The sequence below is a fragment of the Arthrobacter sp. Cza30 genome, assembly GCF_059090765.1.
This window is the reverse complement of record NZ_JBNHGA010000009.1, coordinates 247,085-269,868: the sequence shown is the minus strand read 5'-3', so window position 1 is coordinate 269,868 and position 22,784 is coordinate 247,085. Positions and strand designations below refer to the sequence as shown.

At 70.9% G+C, this 22,784-nt stretch carries 19 protein-coding genes; 11 read left to right on the top strand and 8 right to left on the bottom strand.

The window, feature by feature from the left end:
* Window positions 1-13 precede the first annotated feature (13 nt).
* A complete protein-coding gene (locus AC5RVZ_RS27805; protein WP_494068845.1) occupies window positions 14-820 on the top strand; it encodes an ABC transporter permease in 807 nt (268 codons plus the stop codon).
* Window positions 820-1,569, top strand: a complete 750-nt coding sequence (locus AC5RVZ_RS27800) for an ABC transporter ATP-binding protein (RefSeq protein WP_494068844.1) — start codon at window positions 820-822, stop codon at window positions 1,567-1,569. The genes AC5RVZ_RS27805 and AC5RVZ_RS27800 overlap by 1 nt, the downstream gene beginning before the upstream one ends.
* 10 nt (window positions 1,570-1,579) lie before the next feature.
* Here the strand turns inward: AC5RVZ_RS27800 and AC5RVZ_RS27795 are convergent, their stop codons facing one another.
* Genes AC5RVZ_RS27795 through AC5RVZ_RS27780 form a run of 4 tightly spaced genes read right to left on the bottom strand, consistent with a single transcriptional unit; the run spans window position 1,580 to window position 7,287 of the window.
* Window positions 1,580-2,572: a glycosyltransferase gene (locus tag AC5RVZ_RS27795; RefSeq protein ID WP_494068896.1), complete on the bottom strand. Its 993-nt coding sequence runs from the start codon at window positions 2,570-2,572 to the stop codon at window positions 1,580-1,582.
* The gene (locus AC5RVZ_RS27790) at window positions 2,563-4,476 is read right to left on the bottom strand and encodes a glycosyltransferase (protein ID WP_494068843.1); all 1,914 of its coding nucleotides are present in this window, start codon (window positions 4,474-4,476) and stop codon (window positions 2,563-2,565) included. The genes AC5RVZ_RS27795 and AC5RVZ_RS27790 overlap by 10 nt, the downstream gene beginning before the upstream one ends.
* 55 nt (window positions 4,477-4,531) lie before the next feature.
* A complete protein-coding gene (locus tag AC5RVZ_RS27785; protein ID WP_494068842.1) occupies window positions 4,532-5,887 on the bottom strand; it encodes an O-antigen ligase family protein in 1,356 nt (451 codons plus the stop codon).
* On the bottom strand, window positions 5,884-7,287 hold the full coding sequence (locus AC5RVZ_RS27780; protein ID WP_494068841.1) for an O-antigen ligase family protein: 1,404 nt from the start codon (window positions 7,285-7,287) through the stop codon (window positions 5,884-5,886). Before AC5RVZ_RS27780 ends, AC5RVZ_RS27785 begins: the two co-directional genes overlap by 4 nt.
* Window positions 7,288-7,369: 82 nt before the next feature.
* On the opposite strand from AC5RVZ_RS27780, the gene manA reads away from it, so the two are divergent.
* From manA to AC5RVZ_RS27760, 4 genes are all read left to right on the top strand, one after another.
* Complete coding sequence (manA, locus tag AC5RVZ_RS27775) at window positions 7,370-8,515, top strand: mannose-6-phosphate isomerase, class I (protein ID WP_494068840.1); 1,146 nt, start codon at window positions 7,370-7,372, stop codon at window positions 8,513-8,515.
* Window positions 8,516-8,692: 177 nt separating this feature from the next.
* Window positions 8,693-9,019, top strand: coding sequence for a WhiB family transcriptional regulator (locus AC5RVZ_RS27770; protein ID WP_494068839.1), 327 nt, complete (start codon window positions 8,693-8,695; stop codon window positions 9,017-9,019).
* A 112-nt stretch (window positions 9,020-9,131) separates the two neighbouring features.
* Complete coding sequence (locus tag AC5RVZ_RS27765) at window positions 9,132-11,981, top strand: glycosyltransferase family 2 protein (protein ID WP_494068838.1); 2,850 nt, start codon at window positions 9,132-9,134, stop codon at window positions 11,979-11,981.
* Window positions 11,978-13,390 (top strand): DUF5719 family protein, encoded by a 1,413-nt coding sequence (locus AC5RVZ_RS27760; protein ID WP_494068837.1) that lies wholly within the window; start codon window positions 11,978-11,980, stop codon window positions 13,388-13,390. Before AC5RVZ_RS27765 ends, AC5RVZ_RS27760 begins: the two co-directional genes overlap by 4 nt.
* 25 nt (window positions 13,391-13,415) lie before the next feature.
* Here AC5RVZ_RS27760 and AC5RVZ_RS27755 read toward each other — a convergent pair whose 3' ends face one another.
* On the bottom strand, window positions 13,416-13,856 hold the full coding sequence (locus AC5RVZ_RS27755) for a metallopeptidase family protein (protein ID WP_494068836.1): 441 nt from the start codon (window positions 13,854-13,856) through the stop codon (window positions 13,416-13,418).
* Window positions 13,857-13,934: 78 nt separating this feature from the next.
* Here AC5RVZ_RS27755 and AC5RVZ_RS27750 point away from each other — a divergent pair, with 78 nt between their 5' ends.
* Both AC5RVZ_RS27750 and ahcY read left to right on the top strand, forming a co-directional pair.
* Window positions 13,935-14,141 (top strand): DUF3499 family protein, encoded by a 207-nt coding sequence (locus AC5RVZ_RS27750; protein WP_494068835.1) that lies wholly within the window; start codon window positions 13,935-13,937, stop codon window positions 14,139-14,141.
* A gap of 22 nt (window positions 14,142-14,163) precedes the next feature.
* Window positions 14,164-15,675 carry an adenosylhomocysteinase gene (gene ahcY / locus AC5RVZ_RS27745; protein WP_494068834.1) on the top strand — a complete coding sequence of 504 codons (1,512 nt, stop codon included), beginning with the start codon at window positions 14,164-14,166 and terminating at the stop codon, window positions 15,673-15,675.
* Between the two features lie 126 nt (window positions 15,676-15,801).
* Here the strand turns inward: ahcY and AC5RVZ_RS27740 are convergent, their stop codons facing one another.
* Window positions 15,802-16,644 carry an RDD family protein gene (locus AC5RVZ_RS27740; RefSeq protein WP_494068833.1) on the bottom strand — a complete coding sequence of 281 codons (843 nt, stop codon included), beginning with the start codon at window positions 16,642-16,644 and terminating at the stop codon, window positions 15,802-15,804.
* Window positions 16,645-16,660: 16 nt separating this feature from the next.
* Between AC5RVZ_RS27740 and AC5RVZ_RS27735 the strand changes: the two genes are divergently transcribed.
* The 3 genes from AC5RVZ_RS27735 to katG are packed head-to-tail and all read left to right on the top strand — an operon-like array spanning window position 16,661 to window position 20,555.
* Window positions 16,661-17,656, top strand: a complete 996-nt coding sequence (locus AC5RVZ_RS27735) for a stage II sporulation protein M (protein WP_494068832.1) — start codon at window positions 16,661-16,663, stop codon at window positions 17,654-17,656.
* A 53-nt stretch (window positions 17,657-17,709) separates the two neighbouring features.
* Complete coding sequence (locus AC5RVZ_RS27730; RefSeq protein WP_494068831.1) at window positions 17,710-18,150, top strand: Fur family transcriptional regulator; 441 nt, start codon at window positions 17,710-17,712, stop codon at window positions 18,148-18,150.
* 53 nt (window positions 18,151-18,203) lie between these two features.
* Window positions 18,204-20,555 (top strand): catalase/peroxidase HPI, encoded by a 2,352-nt coding sequence (gene katG / locus AC5RVZ_RS27725; protein ID WP_494068830.1) that lies wholly within the window; start codon window positions 18,204-18,206, stop codon window positions 20,553-20,555.
* Window positions 20,556-20,609: 54 nt separating this feature from the next.
* Here the strand turns inward: katG and AC5RVZ_RS27720 are convergent, their stop codons facing one another.
* Window positions 20,610-21,365 carry an aquaporin gene (locus AC5RVZ_RS27720; protein WP_494068829.1) on the bottom strand — a complete coding sequence of 252 codons (756 nt, stop codon included), beginning with the start codon at window positions 21,363-21,365 and terminating at the stop codon, window positions 20,610-20,612.
* Window positions 21,366-21,478: 113 nt separating this feature from the next.
* Complete coding sequence (locus AC5RVZ_RS27715; protein ID WP_494068828.1) at window positions 21,479-22,780, bottom strand: DUF58 domain-containing protein; 1,302 nt, start codon at window positions 22,778-22,780, stop codon at window positions 21,479-21,481.
* Between the last annotated feature and the right edge of the window lie 4 nt (window positions 22,781-22,784).

Here is a 22,784-nt window from a genome sequence, read left to right as displayed (position 1 = left end):
TAGACTCGTCCTCGTGAGCACTGCGGCCGTCGGCGCCCCCGGATCGCCCCGGCGCTACTTCCACTCACTGTGGCTGCTCTCCGCCCGCGACCTGAAGGTCCGGTATGCGACGAGCGCACTGGGATACCTGTGGTCGGTGCTCGATCCGCTCGTCATGAGCGCGATCTACTGGTTCGTCTTCACGCAGATCTTCCACCGCACCGTCGGGCACGAGCCGTACATCGTGTTCCTCATCACGGCGCTCCTGCCGTGGGTCTGGTTCAACGCCGCCGTATCGGACTTCACTCGCGCGTTCAACAAGGATGCTCGGCTGGTCCGTTCCACGGCCATACCGCGGTCGATCTGGGTGAACCGCATCGTGCTCTCGAAAGGCGTCGAGTTCCTCTGCTCCCTGCCGATCCTCGCGCTCTTCGTCGTCGTCGCCGCGTTCGGCGACGTGCCGGTGCAGCTGAACTGGGCCATCCTTCTCTTCCCGGTCGCGGTGCTGCTGCAGACGACGCTGCTCGTCGGACTCGGACTCCTGGTAGCGCCACTGTGCGTCATCTGGGCGGATCTCGAGCGCACCACCAAATTGATCCTGCGTGCCCTCTTCTACGCCTCGCCTGTGATCTACGGGGTCTCGGACCTGCCGGGCGCGTTCGATACGCTCGCCGCGTTCAACCCGCTGGCCGGGATCTTCGCCTTGTATCGCGTCGGCTTCTTCCCCGACGAGTGGGATCCGTGGGTCATCGGCATCGGCGCTCTCACGAGCGTCGCTTTCCTCGCCGTCGGCGTCGCGGTCTTCCGGCGCCTGGAGCGTCCGGTGCTGAAGGAGCTGTGATGCCGGAAACCGATCTGGCGATAAAGGTCCGCGACCTCGGTGTCCGTTTCCGGCGCAACCGCCGCGGTCGGCGAAGCATCAAGGATCTGTTCGCCGACTCGTCCCGCCGGACGAAGCCGGGGGAGTTCTGGGCTCTGCGTGACGTCTCGTTCGACGTGAAGCCCGGCGAAGCCATCGGAGTGGTCGGACGCAACGGCCAGGGCAAGTCCACACTGCTCAAGCTCGTCGCGGGGGTTCTGCTTCCCGACGAAGGATCGGTGAGCGTCAACGGCGGTGTCGCGCCATTGATCGAGATCACGGGCGGTTTCGTCGGGGACCTCACGGTCCGCGAGAACGTCCGGCTCACCTCGGGGCTCCACGGGATGTCGAAGGCGGAAGTCGCGCGCCGGTTCGACGGCATCATCGATTTCGCCGAGCTGGGCGACTTCGTGGACACGCCGTACAAGCATCTCAGCAACGGCATGAAGGTCCGCCTCGCGTTCTCGGTGGTGTCGCAGCTCGAGGAGCCGATCATGCTCGTCGACGAAGTGCTCGCCGTCGGCGACAAGGCCTTCAGGGAGAAGTGCTACCGCCGGATCGACGAACTCCTGGCGGTGGGACGCACGCTCTTCTTCGTCTCGCACAGTGAGCGGGATCTCCGCCGGTTCTGCGACCGTGGTCTTTACCTCGACAAGCATCGCCTCGCGATGGATGCCCCGCTCGCGGAAGTGCTCGACCGCTACAACGCCGACTACCCTGCCGGCGGGTAGCACAAGCGCATCAGCTCTTCGCCGGCGCCACCTCGAGGGGCGGCATGGGCTGCCACGCGGCGTCTTTGGCGATCGCGCGGCCGTCCTTCAGGCCCCGGAAGAGGTTCGATGTGCCCCGCACCGTCCGCTCGACAGCGATGAGCCGGATGAGCTCCTTCGCGAACGTCAGAGCGGTTCCCAACCCGAAGAGCAGCGGATTGTAGACGCCGTGCGCACGGTAGTAGTGCTTGATGTATGCGCGGTTCCGCATGATGTAGTACCGGTACGCGTTGCTTGATGCGTTGAGGTGACGGACCCCCATGTCCCACTGCTTGATCTCGCGTGTGCGACGCAGTACGAACTCGTCCACGACGACCGAGGTGGTCTTGCGTGACGCCAGCCAGCCGTAAGTCTGATCGTCCCAGTAGATGAAGAAGCGCGGGTCAGGCAGGCCGATCTGCCGCACGATGTCGCGGTGGATGAACATCCCCTCGAAGCATCCGGAGTTCATCACCCGGTAGCCCGAATCGTCGAACTTCGCCGGCGCGAAGGGGATCGGGATGCCGAGCGGCTCGGCCACACGGTACTGCCAGTAGAAGGGGCTGCCGTCGTAGTCGTAGCGGCGGCCCTGGATGCTTCTGAACCGCGGCGCCCATTTGCCCATCCTGGCCAGGCCGTCGCTGATCACCTCGACGTCGTCGTCCATGAGCCAGATCCACTCGGATCCCAGGTCGTATGCCACCCGCACGCCTTCGCTGAAGCCGCCGGAGCCGCCCGTGTTCGTGTCCATACGGCGGTAGACCAGCTTGGCCGGCTCCAGCCTTCCGCGGAAGGACTCCACCACGTCTGCCGTATCATCGATGGACGCGTTGTCGATGACGACCACATGACCCGGCTTGGGGTGCATGACGGCGATGCTCTCGAGCAGCCGGGTGAGCAGCCCCGATCGGTTGTACGTCACGATGGCGATGGTCGCCGCGGCGGGGTCGAAGTGTTCCGAGGGTCGAAGTGAAGTCACTGTGATGTCCCGTCGAAGATCCGCTTCCAGCTTTCCACGGAGGTGAGCGCGTCGGCGTGCGCACGGTACTCCTGCGAAAGCCGCGGCCAGCGCCGCTGCAGCTGCCAATGCAGCCGGACGGATGCGACCAGTTGCCGGCGGAAAGTGGCGCGGTCGCGGGTGTAGATGTTCTTGCCGGACCCGTCGGCCGCACTCACCAGAGCACTGTCGAAGAGCGGGATGCGCCACCAGTTCGCATCTCCCTTGCCGAATTCGGCTTCCGGCATCTCGACGTTCTCAGGGCGCGGCGTGTGGAACCAGTGAGCGATGAGGGTTCGCGCGGTGAACCACCGGAGCGCCAGACCGGTAGGGCTGTCGAAGACGTTCCTCTTCAGGCGACGGAAGACCTGGCGGCCCTTGCGTGCTCGGAGGATGACATCCGTGTCCTTATGGATGCGGGTCTCTGGGAAGCGGGCTGCCACCGCGCGTGCGTCGGGCATGGCTGTTGCGAGGTTTCGTGCCATATGCGCCGGACCCGACAGCACATCCCGCAGGGCGCGAATGCGGAGTTCGACGGGGTAGTACTGCATCATCAGCAGGTGCTTGATGTCCATCCGCCGGGAGTGACGGATGAGCGTTCCCCCGCGCGGTGTACGAGAATGCAGCAGCGCAGCGACGATGCGGTTGCGGGCGTGGAAGTACGCCTGCCAGTCGATGGCGTCGTCTTTGCCGAGCCATGAGACGTGCCACAGAGCGATGCCGGGCATGGACACCGTCGCGTGACCAGCCTGCCCCGCTCGCAGGCAGAACTCAGCGTCGTCCCATTTGATGAAGGCGGGCAGCGCGAGGCCGACTTTCCGAATGATCTCCATAGGGATCAGGCACATCCACCACCCGTTGTAGTCCGCGTCCATCCTCATGTGCAGGATGGGAGCCTGACGCAGATTCGTCTCCCCGAAGTCATGCGGCATGCGCTCTTGGAAAAGCGTTCGCCACATGAACGGCTTGTCGTCCACCACCTCGGCCCACGCGTGAAGGCGTGGTCGATCGAGAAGATCGAACATGTGGCCGCCGATGATGGTCGGGTTGGTGGTGTAGCGGGCGAAGACGATGGAGCGGCGAAGCGACTCGGGCTCGATGCGCACGTCGTCGTCCAGGAGTTGCACGAACTCGCTCTCCGGCCGCGCGAGCGTCTCGACCATGGCGCGCGAGAACCCGCCGGATCCGCCCAGATTCGGCTGGGTGACGATCTGAAGCTGATCCCCGAGCTCAGCTGCGATGCGGGGGAACTCCGCTTCGGCGTCCACGCGCTTGTCGCCCTGGTCGATGACGAAGACGCGGTCGACGAGTTCGAGCACGTCAGGTGAGGCGGCCAGGTGGCTCAGCGTGTCGATGCAGTAGTCGGGCTTGTTGTATGTGGTGATCCCGAGCGAGGCCTTGCCGGTCCGAACGGGTGCCTCGTCGGTGGTCCACTCGGCGCCTTCGAAAGTGGCGGCTTCGTCGTCGGCGACGATGTCGAACCAGATCCAGCCGCCGTCGCTGTACTGCGTCAGGGGGATGTCGAAGCAGGTCTCAGAGCGACCCTCCACCTCACTCGTCTCGATGCGCTGCTTGGCGCCGCCGCCGTTGGAGCGGTAGACGAGGACCGTCGCGGGTCCGTCGATGCGAACCGTGAGCCGGATCCGCCGCACAGACGTCCAGTGCTGCCAGTACGACGCCGGGAAGGCGTTGAAGTAGGTGGCGAACGACACGCGTCGACCGGCGGGGATGCGTGCACGGTTCCGGCCGAGGACGTGGCCGAGGTGTGCGCGATTGGAGACCCGGACCGGCTCTTCGTCGATGACCGACCACGTCTCGGGGTCGATGTAGAGCGGGAGGAGATCGGGATCGCGATCGAGGGGGAGGATGGCGTTCTGCAGGACGTAGGTCACGAGGCGGATCTCCGGTAGCGGGCATCGGGCGCCGGGCGTCGGGCCGCAGAGAAGCCTACCTTGCCGCCCCGTCGGTTCCCTGGACGCCGGGCAGTGCCTCGGGTCCGCTGGGCAGCGAGTCCCCGGCATCCGTCCCGTTCCCGATGCGCTCGCGCCACGACCGCGACTGCCCGGCCCGGACGGTGCACAGCACCAGCAGCAGCCAGCCGGGGCCCGCGAGCGTGAAGCTCTCGAAGGCGGAGTCGACCATGAGCGCGACGAGGATCAGCGGCGTCCACGCGTACACCACCGAGCGACGCTCGCTCGCGACGAGCCACGAACGAGCGAGCGCCAGGCCGGCGAGCCCGATGAAGAGGAGAAGTCCCACCCAGCCCAGCTGCAGCAGGACGTCGAAGAAGGCGTTGAGGCCCGTGGCGTGGTTCTGGTCGAGCTGGAAGTTCACCGCGTTGAAGGGGAACTCCCGGGGAGCCCACGGACCGAACCAGCCCCAGCCCTGCACGGGGCGGAAGCGCGCGAGGTCGACCATGACGTTCCACAGCTCGACCCGCATCGAGAAGTCGGTGCCGGCGCCCAGGAGCGCGATGATCGGATGCCTCGCGAGATAGCCGATGGCCACGCCGAGCACGACGAGCGCGCCGAGGGTCCACTGGAGCGCGCCGCGGTGCTCGGGCCTGGTGTGCCGGACCCAGATGAGCGCTGCGACGGCGAGACCTACGCCGACGGCGAGCACGAGCACGGTGGGAGAGTCGCTCAGCGCGCCGAGGCCCCCCGCGAGAACGACAGACGCGACGGAGAGCCCGGGCCGCACCGATTGGGTGCGGTACTCGATGAGGAAGGTGATGACGGCGAGCACCGCGATGAAGCCGAGCATGTTGCGGGTGCCGAAGATGCCCTGGACGGGCCCCAGCTGCGCGAGGTTCCCCTGCACGCCGATGATCGGGAACGGCATGTCCAGCAGCACGCCCGAGAGCACCTCGACGATGAGCGAGATCGCCAGCAGCGTCCGCAGCACGTCGCCGAGCGCGCGCACCGTCTGCAGCGTGTCGCGGATGTGGCCGATCACCACGGCGAGGAGGGCCAGACCCGCCGTGGACAGCCAGCTCCAGAACGAGGTGGTGGCATCCGAGCTCCAGAAGACGCTCGCGAGTGCCCAGCCGAGGAAGACGACCAGCGTCGTGGGGCCCAGGCGCAGCAGCGAGATCTCGTCGCGCCGGGCGGCGAGGACGCCCGCCCCGATGGCAGCGAGCCCGGCGATGATGGTGACGTACGTGACCCGGCCCGCGATCCGCTCGATGGCGTACGACGCGAAGACGGCGCCCAGGACGGCGAGGGTGTACGCGCGCGCGAACGACGGCGAGGCCAGCAGCGTGCCGAGCCACCGGTGGTGTGCGGGGCGCGCGCCGGTGCTCACGCGTCCTGCTTCGTCGGCTCGCCCCGTTCGATCGCGGCGCTCTGCTCGGCCGGGCCGACGCCGACGTGCGGGGACTGCTTGATCTTCGCGCCGAGCATCGCCACGAACAGCCATCCCCACAGCAGCAGCGGCGTGGACTCGGCAAGCCCCTGAACGAGGACGATCGCGCCGATGAGGGTCGGCAGCAGCGTGACGGGCGAGTAGGGGCGGTCGGCCCGCAGGTCCCAGCGGGGACGGTCGATGGCGAAGAACCACGACCTCCAGAGGAATGCCGCATACACCAGGGCCAGCAGCACGACGCCGACGATGCCGAGCTGCATGGACACGTCGACCCACATGTTGTGGGCCTGCAGGACCGTCTGGCCGTGATCGATGATCCACCGATCGAACGCCGGGTCCCACGGCGCCCAGGGCGTCGCGAAGCCCCAGCCGGTCACGGGACGCTCGGCGGTGCGCTCGAGCACCGCCTGCCAGATGCGCTCGCGGCCGGTGAGGTCCGAGCTGCGCCCAAGCGCGGTGAACAGCGCGTCGCGCAGCAGCCACAGCGCCAGCAGGCCGCCGAATCCCACGACCGCGTACGCGATGTAGTACTTCGTGCGCGCTCCCGGTCGCTGCGCGGTGCGCATGAGCAGCACCGTGACCAGGACGACGATCACGGCCGCTGCGGCGACGTACGCCGTGGCCGAGGACGCCCGGACGAAGAGGAAGACAGACGCCGCGATCCACAGCCACAGCGGGACGCGCCGCGGCGCACCGGACGCGAGCTGGATGGCGAAGACGATCACCGCGAGGAGCGCGACAGGGGCGAGCAGGTTCGCGTTGCCCATGATCCCCTGTATGCGGCCGTCGTCGAACAGGTTGTCACGCGACCAGTACACGATCGGGTCATCGGCGGGCTCGGCCGGGATGACGAAGCCCGGCAGCAGCGGTCCGCGCACGAGGACCGACACCGCGAGCTCGAACAGCAGCGAGAGCGCGACCACCCACTTGAGAGCGGAGGCCACGGCACGAACGAGCTCCCGCCAGGTGAGCACGGCGCCGACGAACAGCGCCTGCACGGTGCTGACATACAGGAGCAGGAGCGTGACGGCGGTCACATCCGACCAGGCCGACCACAGCAGTGAGGCTGTCGCCCACGCGACGTAGCCCAGCAGGATCCACGGCAGCCGGCGCCATTGGAAGGGCGGACGCACGATGAGCCACAGCACGACCGAGACCACCGCGCTGGCGAAGCCGACGGCCGCTGCGACGACTCCACCGAGCGCGTGCACCCATGCCACGCCGGAGAGGGCCTGGAACAGCACGAAGATGCACCAGCCGCGCAGGAGGAGATGGCCGGTCTTCTCACGGACCGGCGGCGCGGGCGGCGCCGACGCCGGGTGCTTCGAGTGGACGGCCATCGTTTCTCAGGGTACCCCGCGCGATCGGCCCTGCCCGGGGACCTCGCCGCATCCCGGACGGGCCGCTGGCTAGGCTGATCGCATGCTGGTCCCTCTCGCCAACGACCCGCGCGACTACGCGTGGGGATCCACGTCCCTGATCGCCGCTCTGGAGGGGCGCGAGCCGTCCGGCCGCCCCGAGGCGGAGGTGTGGTTCGGAGACCACCCGGGCGATCCGTCCGAGACGCCGGAGGGCCGTACGCTCGACCGCTGGATCGCCGACGAGGGCGTTGCGGCGGGAGTGTCGCGGCCGCTGCCGTACCTGCTGAAGCTGCTGGCGGCGGCATCCGCGCTGTCGATCCAGGCGCACCCTTCGAAGGCGCAGGCCGAGGCGGGCTTCGCGCGCGAGGAGGCTGCGGGCGTTCCGCGCGACGCCGCAGAGCGGACCTACCGCGACGACAACCACAAGCCGGAGCTCATCGTGGCGCTCAGCGACTCGTTCCGCGCGCTCGCGGGCCTCCGTGACCTCGCGGCGACCCGGCGCCTGCTCACCGACGTGGGACCGGCGGCCCGGCCGCTGCAGGAGCGGTTGGCAGAGGAGAGGTCGCTCCCGGAGGTCATCGGCTGGCTGCTGTCGGACGGAGCCGGGGTCGCCCGAGACGTCATCGCCGCGGCGGTGTCGGCGTCCTCCGACGAATTCGCGGCGGAGCTGGAGCTCGCCCGCACCCTGGACGCCTCGTTCCCCGGGGATCCCGGCATCGTCGTCGCGCTGCTGATGAACCTCGTGACGCTGCGTCGCGGCCAGGGCCTCTTCGTGCCGGCGGGCATGCTGCACGCTTACCTCGAGGGGCTCGGAGTCGAGCTGATGGCGGCGAGCGACAACGTGCTGCGCGGGGGCCTGACTCCCAAGCACGTCGACGCGCGCGAGCTCGTCACCGTGCTCGACGGCTCGCCGGGCCTGCCGCCGATCCTCGACCCGCGCGCGGTGGAGGACGGGATCGTCGAGTACGACGTGCCCGTGGACGACTTCGCCCTGCTGGTCGTCCGGCCCGGCGGCTCGGAGGTGACCGTGCCGCTGCACGGCCCCGCGATCGCCCTGGCGACGAGCGGCGCCGTGGACGTCCACGGGTCGGTGACGGGCGCCGCAGCCGCCCTCGGGCCCGGCCAGGCGGCCCTCGTCACCCCCGACGAACGGCAGCTGCGGATCTCCGGGAGCGGCGAGGTCTTCGTCGCTCTGCCGGGGCGCTGAGGCGCGCGCGAGCTCTCATCGGACCGTTACACAGTCCGACACGCCGACGGCGAGTCGTGAAGCTTCAAGAGCGAGTTGAGGCTTTAGTATCTGCGACTTGATTTCCCCGAACTACACCGGTGTAATTAGCGGTACACGCAGCCGCGTGGGAGTGGGATTTCGGGGGGTGAGAACGACATGACGGTTTCGCAGTACCGTTCCGGCGTTCCCGACGATTGGTTCGTCGATCCGGTCCAACTGGGGGTTCCGGGGGTTCGCCGCAATATCGACGGGGATGAGGACAATCCGCTTTCCTGGCAGACGGACGCCTTGTGCGCACAGACGGATCCGGAGGCGTTCTTCCCCGAGAAGGGCGGCTCGACCCGTGACGCCAAGCGCATCTGCGCGTCGTGCGACGTGCGCAGCGAGTGCCTCGAGTACGCGCTGCAGAACGACGAGCGATTCGGCATCTGGGGTGGACTCAGCGAGAGGGAGCGCCGCAAGCTGAAGCGCCGCGCCGGCTGACACGCCGGCCGTCGTGACCGGTCCGGGGGTGGCCGCAGCGACGGGACGCGATGACGTTCCCTCGGCGCGTGCGCCGGGAGCGGGCGGGGCGCGCGCCTAGGCTGAGGAGGTCATGCCCGCCCGAGTACACGCCCTCCTCGTCGTGCGCCCCGACGGCCGCACGCCCGCAGCGTTCCACCTGCGGCGCACTCTCGCAGCGCTCGCCGAGCAGACCCGTCGACCGGATGCCGTCACCATCGTGCTGTGCGGCGGCGACGAGCACCTCGCCGAGGTCGCCGGCGCCGCGGGCGCCGCAGCGGTGGTGCGAGCAGCCGCCTCGACCGGGTTCGCCGCGGCCACCGCACTGGTGACCCCGACGGTCGAGGCCGACGCGGTGTGGCTCCTCGCGCAGGACACCGCGCCCGAGCCGGAGGCGCTGGCGCGCCTTGCGGGAGCCCTTGAGCTCTCGCCTTCCCTGGCGTTCGTCGCTCCCAAGCTCGTCCGCTGGGACGACCGGTCCGAGATCGTCTCGCTGGGTGTGGGGATGACCCGCTTCGGCAGGAGCATCGGCCTCGCGGACGGCGAGCTCGACCAGGGCCAGCACGACGCGGTGGAGGACGTGCTCGGAGCCGACGTGCGGGGCATGCTCGTGCGCATCGACGCGTGGCGCGCGCTGGGTGGCCTGGACCGCGGACTGGCCGGCGCCGATGAAGGCCTCGATCTCGGTGTGCGAGCACGGCTCGTCGGCGCGCGGGTGGCGCTGGTGCCCACCGCGCGTGTGGCGACAGCCGGTGACGGCGCGGCCGGGCTGCCGTCGCCGACGACCAGGCAGCGACGGCGGCGGATCGCCTACGCCGAGCGCCTGGCCCAGCTGCACCGCCGTCTCGCCTACGCCCCGGCTGCGGCGGTCCTCCTGCACTGGCTGTCGATCTTCCCGCTCGCGCTGTGGCGCACGATCGCCGATCTCGTCCGCAAGCAGCCGGCACGCATCGCTCCGGAGTGGGCCGCTGCTGCCGTCGCCTTCGTGCGGCTGGATGCGGTCGTCCGCGCGCGTCGCCGGATCGCCCGCACTCGGCGGGTGTCGTGGGCGCAGCTGGCTCCGCTGCGCATCAGCCAGGGGGAGCTGCGCGAGCGGCTCGAGGACGAGCCCGAGCCCGCCATCGGGGCGCCCCAGCGCACCGACCTGCGATTCTTCTCCGGTGGCGGCGCCTGGCTCGTGCTGGCGGCCCTTGCCGCGTCGATCGGCGCGTTCTTCTCGCTGCTGGCCTGGCCGGTTCTCGGAGGCGGTGCGCTGCTCCCGCTCGCCGACACCGTCGGCCGGCTGTGGGACGAGGCGTCGTTCGGCCATCGGGCGATGGGGCTGGACACGATCGGACCTGCCGATCCGTTCGCTGCGATCGTGGCGATCATCGGCTCCCTGTGGCCGTGGGCACCCTCACGCGCGCTGGTCGTGCTGTGGATCCTCGCCCTCCCGCTCGCGGCGCTCGGCGGATGGTTCGCCGCCACGCGCGTCACCGAGCGATCGCTGCTGCGGCTGCTCGGCGGAGCGGGATGGATGCTCGCGCCCACCTTCCTCGTGGCGCTCACGCAGGGACGCCCGGCCGCCGTCATCCTGCACCTGCTGCTTCCCTGGCTCTTCTTCGCCGGCAGCGTGGCGCACCGCTCGTGGGCGGGCGCCGGCGCGGCATCGATCCTGCTCGCCGCGGTCGCCGCATCGGCTCCGTCCCTGACCCCTGCGCTCGTCCTGCTGTGGCTTCTCGCCATCGTCCTGTGCATCGCGCTGCGAGGCGGTCGAGGGGTCGGCCGCGTGATCTGGACCATCGTGCCCTCGCTCGCGGTCGCCGCTCCCGTCGTATGGCACGCGATCATCAGCGGTCGGCCGTGGGGTCTGTTGTCCGACCCCGGGGCGCCGTGGGCCGGACCGCAGGTCGCCGCGGATCCCATCGGGCGGGCGCTGCTGGCCGCCGGCATCCCGACCCCGGACCTCGCGGGCTGGTCGACGCTGCTGCCCGATGGGCCGACGTGGTGGGTGCCCCTGCTCGCGGCGCCGGTCGCACTGCTCGCCCTCGCGGCTCCGCTCACTCAGCGGTGGGCGGTGGGCACCGCGCTCCTCGGCGTCATGGGGCTCGGCCTGGCGACCGCCTTCGCCGCAGCCGGCATCGCCGTCGCCTTCTCCCAATCGGTCGTCGTGCCGCTGTGGCCTGGAACCGGGCTCAGCCTCGCGTGGCTGGGGATGCTCGGCGCGGCGCTGGTCACGCTGGACGCGGGCCTCGCGCCCCGACTGGCTCTGGCCCGCAGCGCCGTGGCTCTGGTCGTGCTGGTGGCGATCCTCGCCCTCGCGGCGCCCTCGCTGACCGCGCTGTCCCGCGGCGCGGCGACCATCGTCAACGCCGGCGACAGCACGCTGCCCGCCTTCGTCGCGGCGCAGGGGCGGGACGACGCCGACGTCGGCACGATCGTGCTCACCCCCCAGCCGGAGTCCGGCGTGGCGGCACAGGTGGTGTGGGGCCCGAGCGAGACGCTCGGCGGCCAGACCACGGTGCTGTCCACGCGCACGGAGCCGTCGGCGCAGGACCGGGAGGTCGCCGAGCTCGCCGCGGACCTCGTCACCTCGTCGGCGGACGACGTCGTCGCGGAGCTGGCCGGGCACGGCGTCGGCTTCATCCTGCTCGCCCCGTCACCGGGAATCGAGACCGCCACGGCGCGGACGATGCGCCTGTCGGCGACCACGGCGCTGAACCAGCGTGACACGCTCGACGCCGTCGGGCAGACGGCCAAGGGGGAGCTGTGGCGCGTCATCGAGGACGTGTCGCCGCGGCCCCAGGAGCCGGCATCGGCCGCCGTCACGGCCAGGCTGATCGCGATCGGACAGCTCGCGATCCTCGCGATCGCGCTGCTGCTCGCGCTTCCCACCGCCGCGACCCGACGTGAAGCCCGCCGCACGCCACGCGTGGTGGGACCGCATTGGCAGGAGGGGCGATGAGCGATCGACGCATGTTCCGCTGGGCGACCACGAGCGCCCGCATGCTGGCCGGCACGATGGTGTCGATCGCCGCGGCGGTCGCCGTCGTGACGGCCGTGTCGGTGTCATGGCCCACGCTGCAGCGCCAGCCGGTGACGGTGTCGACGGTGCCTGCGCCCGCCGCGTCCGTCATCGCGTGCGACGGCGGTCTGCTCTCCATCGGGCGCGACGCCCTCAACGCCGCCGCGCTCGGCGCGGTGGCATCCCAATCCGTCACGAGCGGCGTGCGGGACGAAGCCCCCGCTCCGGCCGAGCACCGACTCGAGGCTCCTCAGGTGACCGGCGCCGAGGGTCCGGCCGTGTTCACCGCGCCGCCGCAGGACCGCCAGCGGGTCGAAGTGGCCGCCGCCGGGTCTGCGACCGTCGCCGCGAAGGACTTCGCGGGATTCGCAGCGTCGGCCTGCCGTCCGCCGCTGCTGGAGTCCTGGCTCGTCGGCGGGTCGGGCGCGACCGGCGCCGCCGACCTCGTGCTGCTGTCCAACCCCGGCACCGTCGCCGCGACCGTGCAGCTGACCGTCTACGGCGCCTCGGGCGCACAGACGCCCCCGGGCGGGACCGACGTCATCGTGCCCGCCGGATCGCAGCGGGTGGTGCCGCTCGCCGGCGTCGCGCTGGACGAGGCGAGCCCGGTCGTGCGTGTCTCGGCGGTGGGAGCGCCGGTGCATGCGTCGCTGCAGGCGAGCATCACCCGGACGCTGACGCCCGGCGGTGCCGACCAGGTCGGGGCGATCGGGCAGCCCGAGACCACGCAGACGATCACGGGGGTCGCCGTCACGGCCGCTCCGGGCGCCGACGGCGCCTCCGATGCGGCGACGGTGCTCCGGATGCTGTCGCCTTCGTCGGATGCGGCCGCTCGGGTCACCGTGACCCCGGTGGGCCAGAGCGGCACCGGCGAGCCGCGGGAGATCTCCCTGGTCGCGGGGCAGCCGGCCGAGCTCGCCCTGCCCGGTCTCGCCGTGGGCTCCTACACGGTCGAGGTCGTCGCCGACGCGCCGATCGTGTCGGCGGTGTGGCAGGCGACCGGATTCGCGGCGGGCGACGACTTCGCCTGGTACACCCCGTCGCCCCAGGTCGCCCAGCCGAGCCTGTTCGCCGTTCCCAGCGGCCCCCCGGCGACGCTGACGCTGGTCAATTCCGGCGAGGCGGAAGCGACGGTCGCGCTGGTGCCGACGGGCGGCGGCGACGTCATCGAGGTGAGCGTGCCCCCACGGGGCACCGTGACGACACGGCTGCCCTCGCGCGCGGTGTACTCGCTCGAGCCCGACGCGCCGGTGCGGGCAGCGGTCTCGCTCACCGGCGACGGCGCCCTGGCCGGCATCCCCGTATGGCCGGCCGACGCGGCCGCGCCGGAGATCGTCGTCTACCCCTGACACTCCGTGCGCGGAGGGCGGGGATTCAGAAGTAGCGGAAGCGCTCGGGGCCGAGGTCCCACGGATCGCGGTTCAGGTACTCGGCCGCGGCCCGGAACACCGCACCCTCGACCAGCATGCGCCGATGCAGCTCGTCGTCTCGGTGCAGGTGGCTGAGTCGCTCGATCGGCAGGCGGTAGAGGATGATCCGCTGGGCGTCGCGCAGCACCGTCCAGCGCGGGATCCCGTTCTCACCGGGAGCGGCCGGCATGTCGGCGACCTCGAATCGCACGTCACGCAGCTCCTCCCACGCCGAGCGCAGGAACTCCGCGGCGGTCCCGACGGCCAGATCGAACCGGTCGACGCGGGTGTCGAGCGGCGGCAGCGGTGGGCGTACGACAGGGCTGCGGCCCTCGCGGCCGTGGCGACCATGGCGCGACGCGCGGCGTGGTGCGCGATCGCTCGTCCGGGTGCGCCGCCAAGCCATGCCTTCATCCTAGGTCGGATGCCTCGCTCCGGCGCGGCATCCGGTCCGATGTCCGGAACCGGCGCTAAGGTCGACGCGATGCGCGAGAGAGTCTGCTCCAAGGTCGGCTGCGCCCGTGAGGCCGTGTCGACGCTCACCTACGACTACGCCGATCAGATGGCGGCTCTCGGACCGCTCGGCGCCGTGGGCGACCCGCACGCGCACGACCTGTGCGCGATCCACACCGACCGCATGTCGGTGCCGCGAGGCTGGGTGGTCGTGCGGCACGAGACGCTGCGGGTCTGATCCCGCGTGGGACAATAGGCGGATGACGACCGACGTCTCAACTCGCTCCGCCCGTTCGACGAACGCGCAGGCGACGCCTGCCGGCGCAGCCGCGCCGTTCGCGTTCGAGGTCGCAGACCTGAGTCTCGCCGAAGCCGGGCGACACCAGCTGCGCCTGGCCGAGAACGAGATGCCGGGTCTGATGGCGCTGCGCGAGGAGTTCGGTCCCTCGCAGCCGCTCAGGGGCGCGCGCATCGCGGGCTCGCTGCACATGACCGTGCAGACCGCCGTGCTCATCGAGACCCTCGTCGCGCTGGGCGCGCAGGTGCGGTGGGCCAGCTGCAACATCTTCTCGACACAGGACGAGGCCGCCGCCGCGGTCGTCGTCGGCCCCACGGGAACCGTCGACGCGCCGGCCGGTGTGCCGGTCTTCGCGTGGAAGGGCGAGACGCTCGAGGAGTACTGGCGCCTCGCCGACCGCATCTTCGACTGGTCCGACGAGGGCTTCGACGGACCCAACATGATCCTCGACGACGGCGGGGACGCCACCCTGCTGGTGCACAAGGGCGTCGAGTTCGAGAAGGCCGGCGCGGTCCCGGCGCCCGCGCCGGGCGACTCCGCCGAGTACCGCATCGTCCTCGACACGCTGCGGGCCTCGATCGAGCGCGACCCGCAGCGCTTCACGCGCATGGCGGCGGAGCTGCTCGGGGTGACCGAGGAGACGACGACGGGCGTGCACCGGCTCTACGAGCTCGCGGCATCCGGCAGGCTGCTGTTCCCCGCGATCAACGTCAACGACTCGGTGACCAAGTCCAAGTTCGACAACACGTACGGCATCCGCCACTCGCTGCCCGATGGGCTCAACCGCGCCACCGACGTGCTCATCGGCGGCAAGGTGGCGTTCGTCGCCGGTTACGGCGATGTCGGCAAGGGCGCGGCCGAGGCGCTGCGCGGGCAGGGTGCGCGCGTGATCGTGGGCGAGGTCGACCCGATCTGCGCGCTGCAGGCCGCGATGGACGGCTTCCAGGTCGCGCGGCTCGAGGACGTCGCCGGCCAGGTCGACATCGTCATCACGGGCACCGGCAACACGCGCGTCGTGACAGCCGAGCACCTGCTCGCGCTCAAGCACCTCGCGATCGTCGGCAACGTCGGGCACTTCGACGACGAGATCGACATGGCGGGCCTGGCCGCGATCCCGGGCGCGGAGCGGATCGAGATCAAGTCGCAGGTGCACGAGTGGCGCCTGCCCACGGGACGGAGCGTCCTGGTGCTCAGCGAGGGCCGGCTGATGAACCTCGGCAACGCCACGGGGCATCCGTCGTTCGTGATGAGCGCGTCGTTCACCAACCAGGTTCTCGCGCAGATCGAGCTGTTCACCAAGCGCGACCAGTACCCGGTGGGGGTGTACACGCTGCCCAAGTCGCTCGACGAGAAGGTCGCTCGCCTGCATCTTCCGGCTCTCGGGGTGCAGCTGACGACCCTCACCGACGAGCAGGCCGCCTACCTCGGCGTTCCGGTGGAGGGCCCGTACAAGCTCGACCACTACCGCTACTGACCGCGGTCGCCTCGTTCGGTCCCGTCGCGCCGCCTTCGACCGCGAGACAGCATCCGGGCGCCGAGACAGCGCGACCGGTCACGCAGTCTCGGTGCTCCGTTGCTGTCTCGCGAAGGAGGATCGGGGTCAGCGGGCCGGGAAGCCGCGAGGAGGGGCCGCGGCGGCGGCCGTCAGCGCGTCAGCGCGCGCGGTCTCGAGCTGCAGAGCGCGCAGCTCGCGGTCGCGGCGCACCGCGACGACGGCGATGAGGAAGGTCTCGGGGTCCACCGCCGGCACGGGGGAGACGTGCTGCGCGGCTTCAGCGGCGAGGGATGCCGCGACGCGGGCGCGCGCCGACGGCTCCATGCTGGGCGCGGACCGGGCGAACTGCGCGAGCCGGCGCGAGAGCCGCTCGGGCAGGCGTGCGACGTCGGCGACCGCGGCCCACTCGTGCAGGACCGGCGGCACGCCCAGCCCCGAGTCGGGCAGCTTCGGGGTGCGCGTGCGCTCGCAGTAGGTGCCCGCGAGCAGGTCGCCCAGTCGCTGCGAGCGCGGCGTGAAGGCTCCGACGAGCGCGGCGACGGCGCCGATGGTGAACCACAGCTCGAGCACGCCGACGAGAGCCCGGATGAACGCGTGACGGAACCCGGCGGCTCCGCCGTCGACGCGGACGATGCGTCCGCCCACCGCGAGCCGGCCGAGGCTCCTTCCCCGCGTGACCGTCTCGACGACGGTCGGGACGACGACCGTGACGAGGACGACGACGACGATCGTGAGCACCGGCTGCAGCGCGGAATCGATCGCGCCGATGCCGACTAGCCAGCTCGACACGAGGGCGAACAGCAGCAGCACGGCGACGCCGAGGAGCATGTCGATGAAGCATCCCAGCGCGCGCAGGAAGAAGCCCAGCGGCTGCACGTCCAGCGCCACCGCCTCGCCGGTGAGCACCTCATCCTGGTGGATGTCGACGATCGCGCGCTCAGCAGGCATGGCTACAGTAAATCGCATGGACCTCGACGCGCTCACGGCCGCCCGGCGGGCGGAGTGGGAGCGGCTGGACGAGCTCAGTCGTGCGCGTCACCTGTCCGGCGCCGAGGTCGACGAACTTGTGGTCCGCTACCGCGCCGCCTCGGCCGACCTCGCCGAGGCGAAGACGTCGGCAGGCCGAAGCATCCAGAGCGATCACATCTCCACCATGCTGGCGCGCGCACGCCTGCGCCTGACCGGGACGCCGGAGAACGTCCTGCGGCAGATTCCCCGCTTCTTCGTGCTGCAGCTGCCGGCCGCGCTGTACCGCGTGCGGTGGTCCACCCTCGCCATCGCCGTCGGCTTCGTCGCCGTCGTCGCGACAGTGGCGGCGTGGGTCGCGGCCGACCCGGTCCTCGTGGCCAGTCTCGGTCCGCGGGCGCAGTTGGAGCAGTACGCGGAGAACGAGTTCACCGAGTACTACAGCGAGAACCCGGCGGCGGTGTTCGCGGGGACGGTCTGGACGAACAACGCCTGGATCGCGGCGCAGTGCGTGCTGTTCGGCGTGACCGGCGTGTGGCCGATCATGGTCCTCGTCCAGAACGCCGTGGGCGTCGGCACAGCGGCCGCCGTCATGACGGCGTTCGACCGGGGGGACGTCTTCGTCCTGTACATCCTCCCGCACGGTCTGCTCGAGCTCACCAGCATCTTCGTCGCGGCGGCAGCGGGCCTGGGGATCTTCTGGGCCTGGGTGGCCCCCGGGGCCCGCACGCGCGGGGAGGCGCTCGCCGCGGCCGGCCGCTCGCTCGCCACGATCGCGATCGGGCTGGTGATGGCGCTCGGCGTCTCCGGCCTCATCGAGGGCTTCGTGACGGCGCAGCCCTGGCCGTGGCCGGTCAAGATCGGAATCGGGGCCGCCGCCCTCGCCCTGTTCCTGGCGTACATGCTCCTCGTGGGACGCCGCGCGCACCGGCTGGGGGAGACGGGCGATCTCACCGAGTACGAGACCGGCACGCCGACCCTCGTGGCGGGGTGAGCCGTTCATCCGCTTGTTTTGATCCGTTCAAAACAAGCGGCTAGGATGGGGACATGCCCGCTCCCTCCGCTCCCGTCGAGGAGACGTCGACGGATGCCGCGATCCGGCGGGCCGGGCTCCGGGTGACCGACACCCGCCGCGCCGTCTACGACGCCCTCCGCTCGCTTCCCCACGCACCCGCCGACGCGCTGTTCGAGCGTGTCAAGGCGACGGTGCCGGCGACCAGCGTGCAGTCGGTCTACAACGCCCTCGGCGACTTCGTCACGACGGGCATCGCCCGCCGCATCGAGCCGGCCGGACATCCCGGGCTGTTCGAGCTGCGCGTCGACGACAACCACCACCACGTCGTCTGCACCGCATGCGGGCGCGTGGAGGACATCGACTGCGTCGTCGGGCAGGCGCCGTGCCTGCACCCCGACGAGACCCACGGCTTCCGCATCCACACCGCGGAGGTCACCTTCTGGGGTCTGTGCACCTCCTGCGCGGACGCGTGACCTCGCCGGTCGCGAACGCCCACCCGAATCCACCTCTCAACGGAAGGACATCCATGACCGACAGAGAAGACGTCGTCGAGCAGATCGGTGAGAACCCGACGGACATCGACCAGGCCGTCACCCCGATCGACACGCCTGTCGACGAGCGGTTCGACGGCGAGGACCGTCCCCGCTCGAACGAGGACAACGTCGGGGGATGCCCGGTCATCCACGGCGACGCGCAGCAGCCGGCGACGCCGTCCTGGACCGGATCGCAGCCGCACCCGACCGTCGGCTCGGCGAACCGCGTGTGGTGGCCGAACCAGCTGAACCTGAAGATCCTGGCGAAGAACCCCGCCGTGGCGAACCCGCTCGGTGAGGACTTCGACTACAAGGCCGCATTCGAGAGCCTCGACCTCGCCGCCGTCAAGCAGGACATCGAAGAGGTGCTGACCACGTCGCAGGACTGGTGGCCCGCCGACTTCGGTCACTACGGACCTTTCATGATCCGCATGGCGTGGCACAGCGCGGGCACCTACCGGGCCACCGACGGCCGGGGCGGCGGCGGTGCCGGCATGCAGCGCTTCGCGCCGCTGAACAGCTGGCCCGACAACGTCAACCTCGACAAGGCCCGCCGCCTGCTGTGGCCGGTCAAGAAGAAGTACGGCCGGAACCTGTCGTGGGCCGACCTCATGATCCTCGCCGGCAACGTGGCGCTGGAGTCGATGGGCTTCAACACCTTCGGCTACGGCGGCGGCCGCGCCGACGTGTGGGAGCCGGACGACGACGTGTACTGGGGTCCCGAGACGACGTGGCTCGGCGACGAGCGGTATTCGGGCGACCGCGAGCTCGAGAAGCCGCTCGCCGCGGTGCAGATGGGGCTCATCTACGTCAACCCGGAGGGCCCGAACGGCAACCCCGACCCGATCGCCTCCGCGCGCGACATCCGGGAGACGTTCGGCCGCATGGGCATGAACGACGAGGAGACCGTCGCCCTCATCGCCGGCGGTCACACCTTCGGCAAGACCCACGGCGCCGCACCCGACACCAACCTCGAGAGCAACCCCGAGGCGGCGGGCCTGGAGATGCAGGGGCTCGGCTGGAAGAACAACCACGGCACCGGCAAGGGCGACGACACGATCACCTCGGGCCTGGAGGTCACGTGGACCTACCACCCGACGCGCTGGGACAACGAGTTCTTCCACATCCTGTACGCGTACGAGTGGGAGCTCATGCGCAGCCCCGGCGGCGGCCACCAGTGGCGGCCGGTCAACGGTGCGGGCGAGGACATGGTGCCGCTGGCGCACTCCGACGGCCGCCGCGAGCCCCGCATGCTCACGAGCGACCTCGCGCTGCGCATGGACCCGGAGTACGACAAGATCTCCCGTCGCTTCAAGGACGACCCGGTCGCCTTCGGTGACGCGTTCGCCCGTGCCTGGTTCAAGCTGACCCACCGCGACATGGGTCCCATCGCGCGGTACCTCGGCCCGGAGGTCCCCGCCGAGGAGCTCATCTGGCAGGACCCGGTGCCCCCGGTCGACCACGAGCTCATCGACGCGGGCGACGCCGCGGCGCTGAAGGCGGCGGTCCTCGAAACCGGCCTGACGGTGTCGCAGCTGGTGTCGGTGACCTGGGCGGCGGCATCCACCTTCCGCGGCAGCGACAAGCGCGGCGGCGTCAACGGCGCCCGCATCCGCCTCGCACCCCAGAAGGACTGGGAGGCGAACAACCCGGCACAGCTGGCGACCGTCCTGGCCGCTCTGGAGGGCGTGCAGGCCGCGTTCAACGAGGGACGCACCGGCGGCAAGAAGGTCTCGCTCGCCGACCTGATCGTCCTCGCCGGCAATGCGGCGGTCGAGAAGGCGGCGAAGGACGCCGGATTCGACGTGGAGGTCCCCTTCCACCCGGGGCGCACCGACGCCACGCAGGAGCAGACCGACGCCGACTCGTTCGCCTACCTCGAGCCGGTCGCCGACGGCTTCCGCAACTACTACACGCGCAAGGCCGCCCTGCCGCAGGAGCACCAGCTCATCGACAAGGCGAACCTGCTGACGCTGAGCGCGCCCGAGATGACGGTGCTGGTCGGGGGTCTTCGTGTGCTGGGTGCGAACTGGGACGGCTCGGACTACGGCGTGTTCACGGACCGCAAGGGCGTGCTGACCAACGACTTCTTCGTGAGGCTGCTGGAGCTGGGCACGACCTGGAAGCCGCTGGACCCCGGCTCGCAGGCGTTCTCGGGCAGCAAGGACGGCTCCGGTGAGCCGGTGGGCGTCGGCACGCGCGTCGACCTGCTGTTCGCCTCGAACTCGGAGCTGCGCGCGGTCGCCGAGGTGTATGCCAGCGACGACGCCGCCGAGAAGTTCGTCCGCGACTTCGTCAAGGCGTGGGGCAAGGTCACGGAGCTCGACCGGTTCGACCTCGTCTGATCCGCATATGGAAGCGGCCCGTCCCGGAGGGGACGGGCCGCTTTCGCGTGGACGCTACTTGACGCGGGCTTCCGCCTGCGCGGGGCGCACACCGGTCGGCTCGAACAGGGCGCGGTGCAGCCAGCCCGCGAGCACGCCGCCGACGATCGGGAAGAGGATGAACACCCACAGCTGGATCAGGGCGTCCGGTCCGCCGTAGATCGCGGCCGCGATCGAGCGCGCGGGGTTGACCGACGTGTTGTCGATGGGGATCGAGGCCAGATGGATGAGCGTCAGCGTGAGCCCGATCGCGAGCCCGGCGAAGCCGGCGGTGCCCCGCTGCGGGTGCGTGACGCCGAGGATGATCATCACGAAGATCGCCGTGAAGAGGATCTCGGCGATGATCGCGGCGCCCATGCCGAATCCGGCGGGGGAGTGGTCGCCGAAGCCGTTGCTGGCGAAGCCGCCGTCCTGTGCGGCGGCGAGCCAGCCCTCCGGACCGAACAGGCCGATGAGCACGATGAGGGTGGTCCCGAGCGCACCGCCGATGACCTGCGCGATGACGTAGCCGGGCACGTCCTTCCATTGGAAGCGGCCGGCGGCGGCGAGACCGAGGGTGACGGCAGGGTTGAAGTGGCCGCCTGAGACCGGACCCCAGGCGTAGACGCCGGCGATGATGGTCAGGCCGAAGGCGAGGGCGATCCCGAGGGCGCCCACGACCTCCCCGGCGACGAGCGCCGTGCCGACGGCGCCGAAGACGAGCAGAAACGTTCCCAACGCCTCGGCGACGAGTCGGTTGACGGTCGACGGGGCTTCGGTGGTATCCGGCATGGCGGACTCCTTTCTCCGCGGCCGACAGTAGCGGCATCCTCAGGTTTTTCCCAGGAATCGCGCTCGGAGTGTCGGTTTCGCCGCAGCATCCGGCATTCCTCCGCCCGGGGCGGTCAGAGGCGCCCGGCAGCCTTGAGCGCGAGGTAGCGGTCCGCGATCCGAGGCGGGAGCGCGTCAGGCGTGTCGGCGATCGCCTCGGCCCCGGCTCGCGCGATGCCTGCGGCCACGACCGCGGCGTCTCGCTCGGCGCGCGCGATGGCGGCCGCGTGGTAGACGTCGGCGGCATCCGGGCGCGCGGGCATCGCCGGTCTGTCGCCGGTCACCGTGCCGACCAGCACGTGGGCTTCCCGCGCGAGCGCCGGAAGCGAACCCAGGAAGCCGCGCGCCGCCTCGGCGGCGTCCTGCGCGGTGAGCAGCACGACGAGTGAGGGCCGCGGGGCCAGCGTCCGGATCTGCGAGAAGGCGGCATCCCAATCCGTGTCGATGAGCTGGGGCTCGACGGGCGCCATGGCATCCACGAGCGCGGGCAGGAGCGCCGGGCCGTCCACGCGGGACACCCGCCCACGCACCACGCGGTCGAACATCAGCAGGTGCACGTGGTCACCGGCCCGGGCGGCGAGGGCGGCCAGCAGCAGCGCCGCCTCCATCGCGGCGTCCATGCGCACGCCGTCGCCGACGCGGGCGGCCGCGGTGCGGCCGGTGTCGATCATGAGGACGACGTGCCGGTCGCGCTCCGGACGCCACGTCCGCAGCATCGTCGTTCCCGCTCGGGCCGTGGCGCGCCAGTCGATCGACCGCACGTCGTCCCCGCGGACGTATTCGCGCAGGCTGTCGAACTCCGTGCCCTGCCCGCGCACCTGCACGCTGGTGTTGCCGTCGAGCTCCCGCAGACGCGCGAATCGGGAAGCCAGATGCCGGCGCGCGGTGAACGGCGGCAGGACGCGCACGCCGCCCGGCGCATCGATCCGCGCTTGGCGGCCGGCGAGCCGCAGCGGCCCGTCTGCGCGCACGACCACGAACCCCGATCGCAGTTCGCCGCGGCGACGCGGCAGCAGCGGGATGCCGATGCGCCGGCTCTCGCCCGGGGGGATGTCGATCGCCGGTCGGTCCGAGGGCGCCCCGGCGGTCGGCTGCCACGCATCCCGCAGCCACCCGCGCAGCGTGCGCTCGCCGGTGTTCCGCACGTCGAGCTCGGCGAGGACCGGCTGTCCGAGCAGGACGCGCCGCGGCACCCGTCTCGTGATCGCCACACGTCGGGGATCCGCCGCCGCGGCGGCGTCGCCGAAAGCCGCGAGCGCACACAGGACGATCCAGCCGCCGGTGGCCAGCCAGGCGTTCACGCCGCCCGCCGACAGCAGCACGACGGGGGCCGCGCCGAGGATCAGCAGCAGCGGGAGACGACCGGTGACGTACATGAGC

Coding starts and splice junctions, on each gene's coding strand:
- AC5RVZ_RS27800 (WP_494068844.1), top strand. CDS start 820: ATGCCGGAAACCGATCTGGCGATAAAGGTCCGCGACCTCGGTGTCCGT.
- AC5RVZ_RS27780 (WP_494068841.1), bottom strand. CDS start 7,287: ATGGCCGTCCACTCGAAGCACCCGGCGTCGGCGCCGCCCGCGCCGCCG.
- manA (WP_494068840.1), top strand. CDS start 7,370: ATGCTGGTCCCTCTCGCCAACGACCCGCGCGACTACGCGTGGGGATCC.
- AC5RVZ_RS27770 (WP_494068839.1), top strand. CDS start 8,693: ATGACGGTTTCGCAGTACCGTTCCGGCGTTCCCGACGATTGGTTCGTC.
- AC5RVZ_RS27765 (WP_494068838.1), top strand. CDS start 9,132: ATGCCCGCCCGAGTACACGCCCTCCTCGTCGTGCGCCCCGACGGCCGC.
- AC5RVZ_RS27760 (WP_494068837.1), top strand. CDS start 11,978: ATGAGCGATCGACGCATGTTCCGCTGGGCGACCACGAGCGCCCGCATG.
- AC5RVZ_RS27755 (WP_494068836.1), bottom strand. CDS start 13,856: ATGGCTTGGCGGCGCACCCGGACGAGCGATCGCGCACCACGCCGCGCG.
- AC5RVZ_RS27750 (WP_494068835.1), top strand. CDS start 13,935: ATGCGCGAGAGAGTCTGCTCCAAGGTCGGCTGCGCCCGTGAGGCCGTG.
- ahcY (WP_494068834.1), top strand. CDS start 14,164: ATGACGACCGACGTCTCAACTCGCTCCGCCCGTTCGACGAACGCGCAG.
- AC5RVZ_RS27740 (WP_494068833.1), bottom strand. CDS start 16,644: ATGCCTGCTGAGCGCGCGATCGTCGACATCCACCAGGATGAGGTGCTC.
- AC5RVZ_RS27735 (WP_494068832.1), top strand. CDS start 16,661: ATGGACCTCGACGCGCTCACGGCCGCCCGGCGGGCGGAGTGGGAGCGG.
- AC5RVZ_RS27730 (WP_494068831.1), top strand. CDS start 17,710: ATGCCCGCTCCCTCCGCTCCCGTCGAGGAGACGTCGACGGATGCCGCG.
- katG (WP_494068830.1), top strand. CDS start 18,204: ATGACCGACAGAGAAGACGTCGTCGAGCAGATCGGTGAGAACCCGACG.
- AC5RVZ_RS27720 (WP_494068829.1), bottom strand. CDS start 21,365: ATGCCGGATACCACCGAAGCCCCGTCGACCGTCAACCGACTCGTCGCC.
- AC5RVZ_RS27715 (WP_494068828.1), bottom strand. CDS start 22,780: ATGTACGTCACCGGTCGTCTCCCGCTGCTGCTGATCCTCGGCGCGGCC.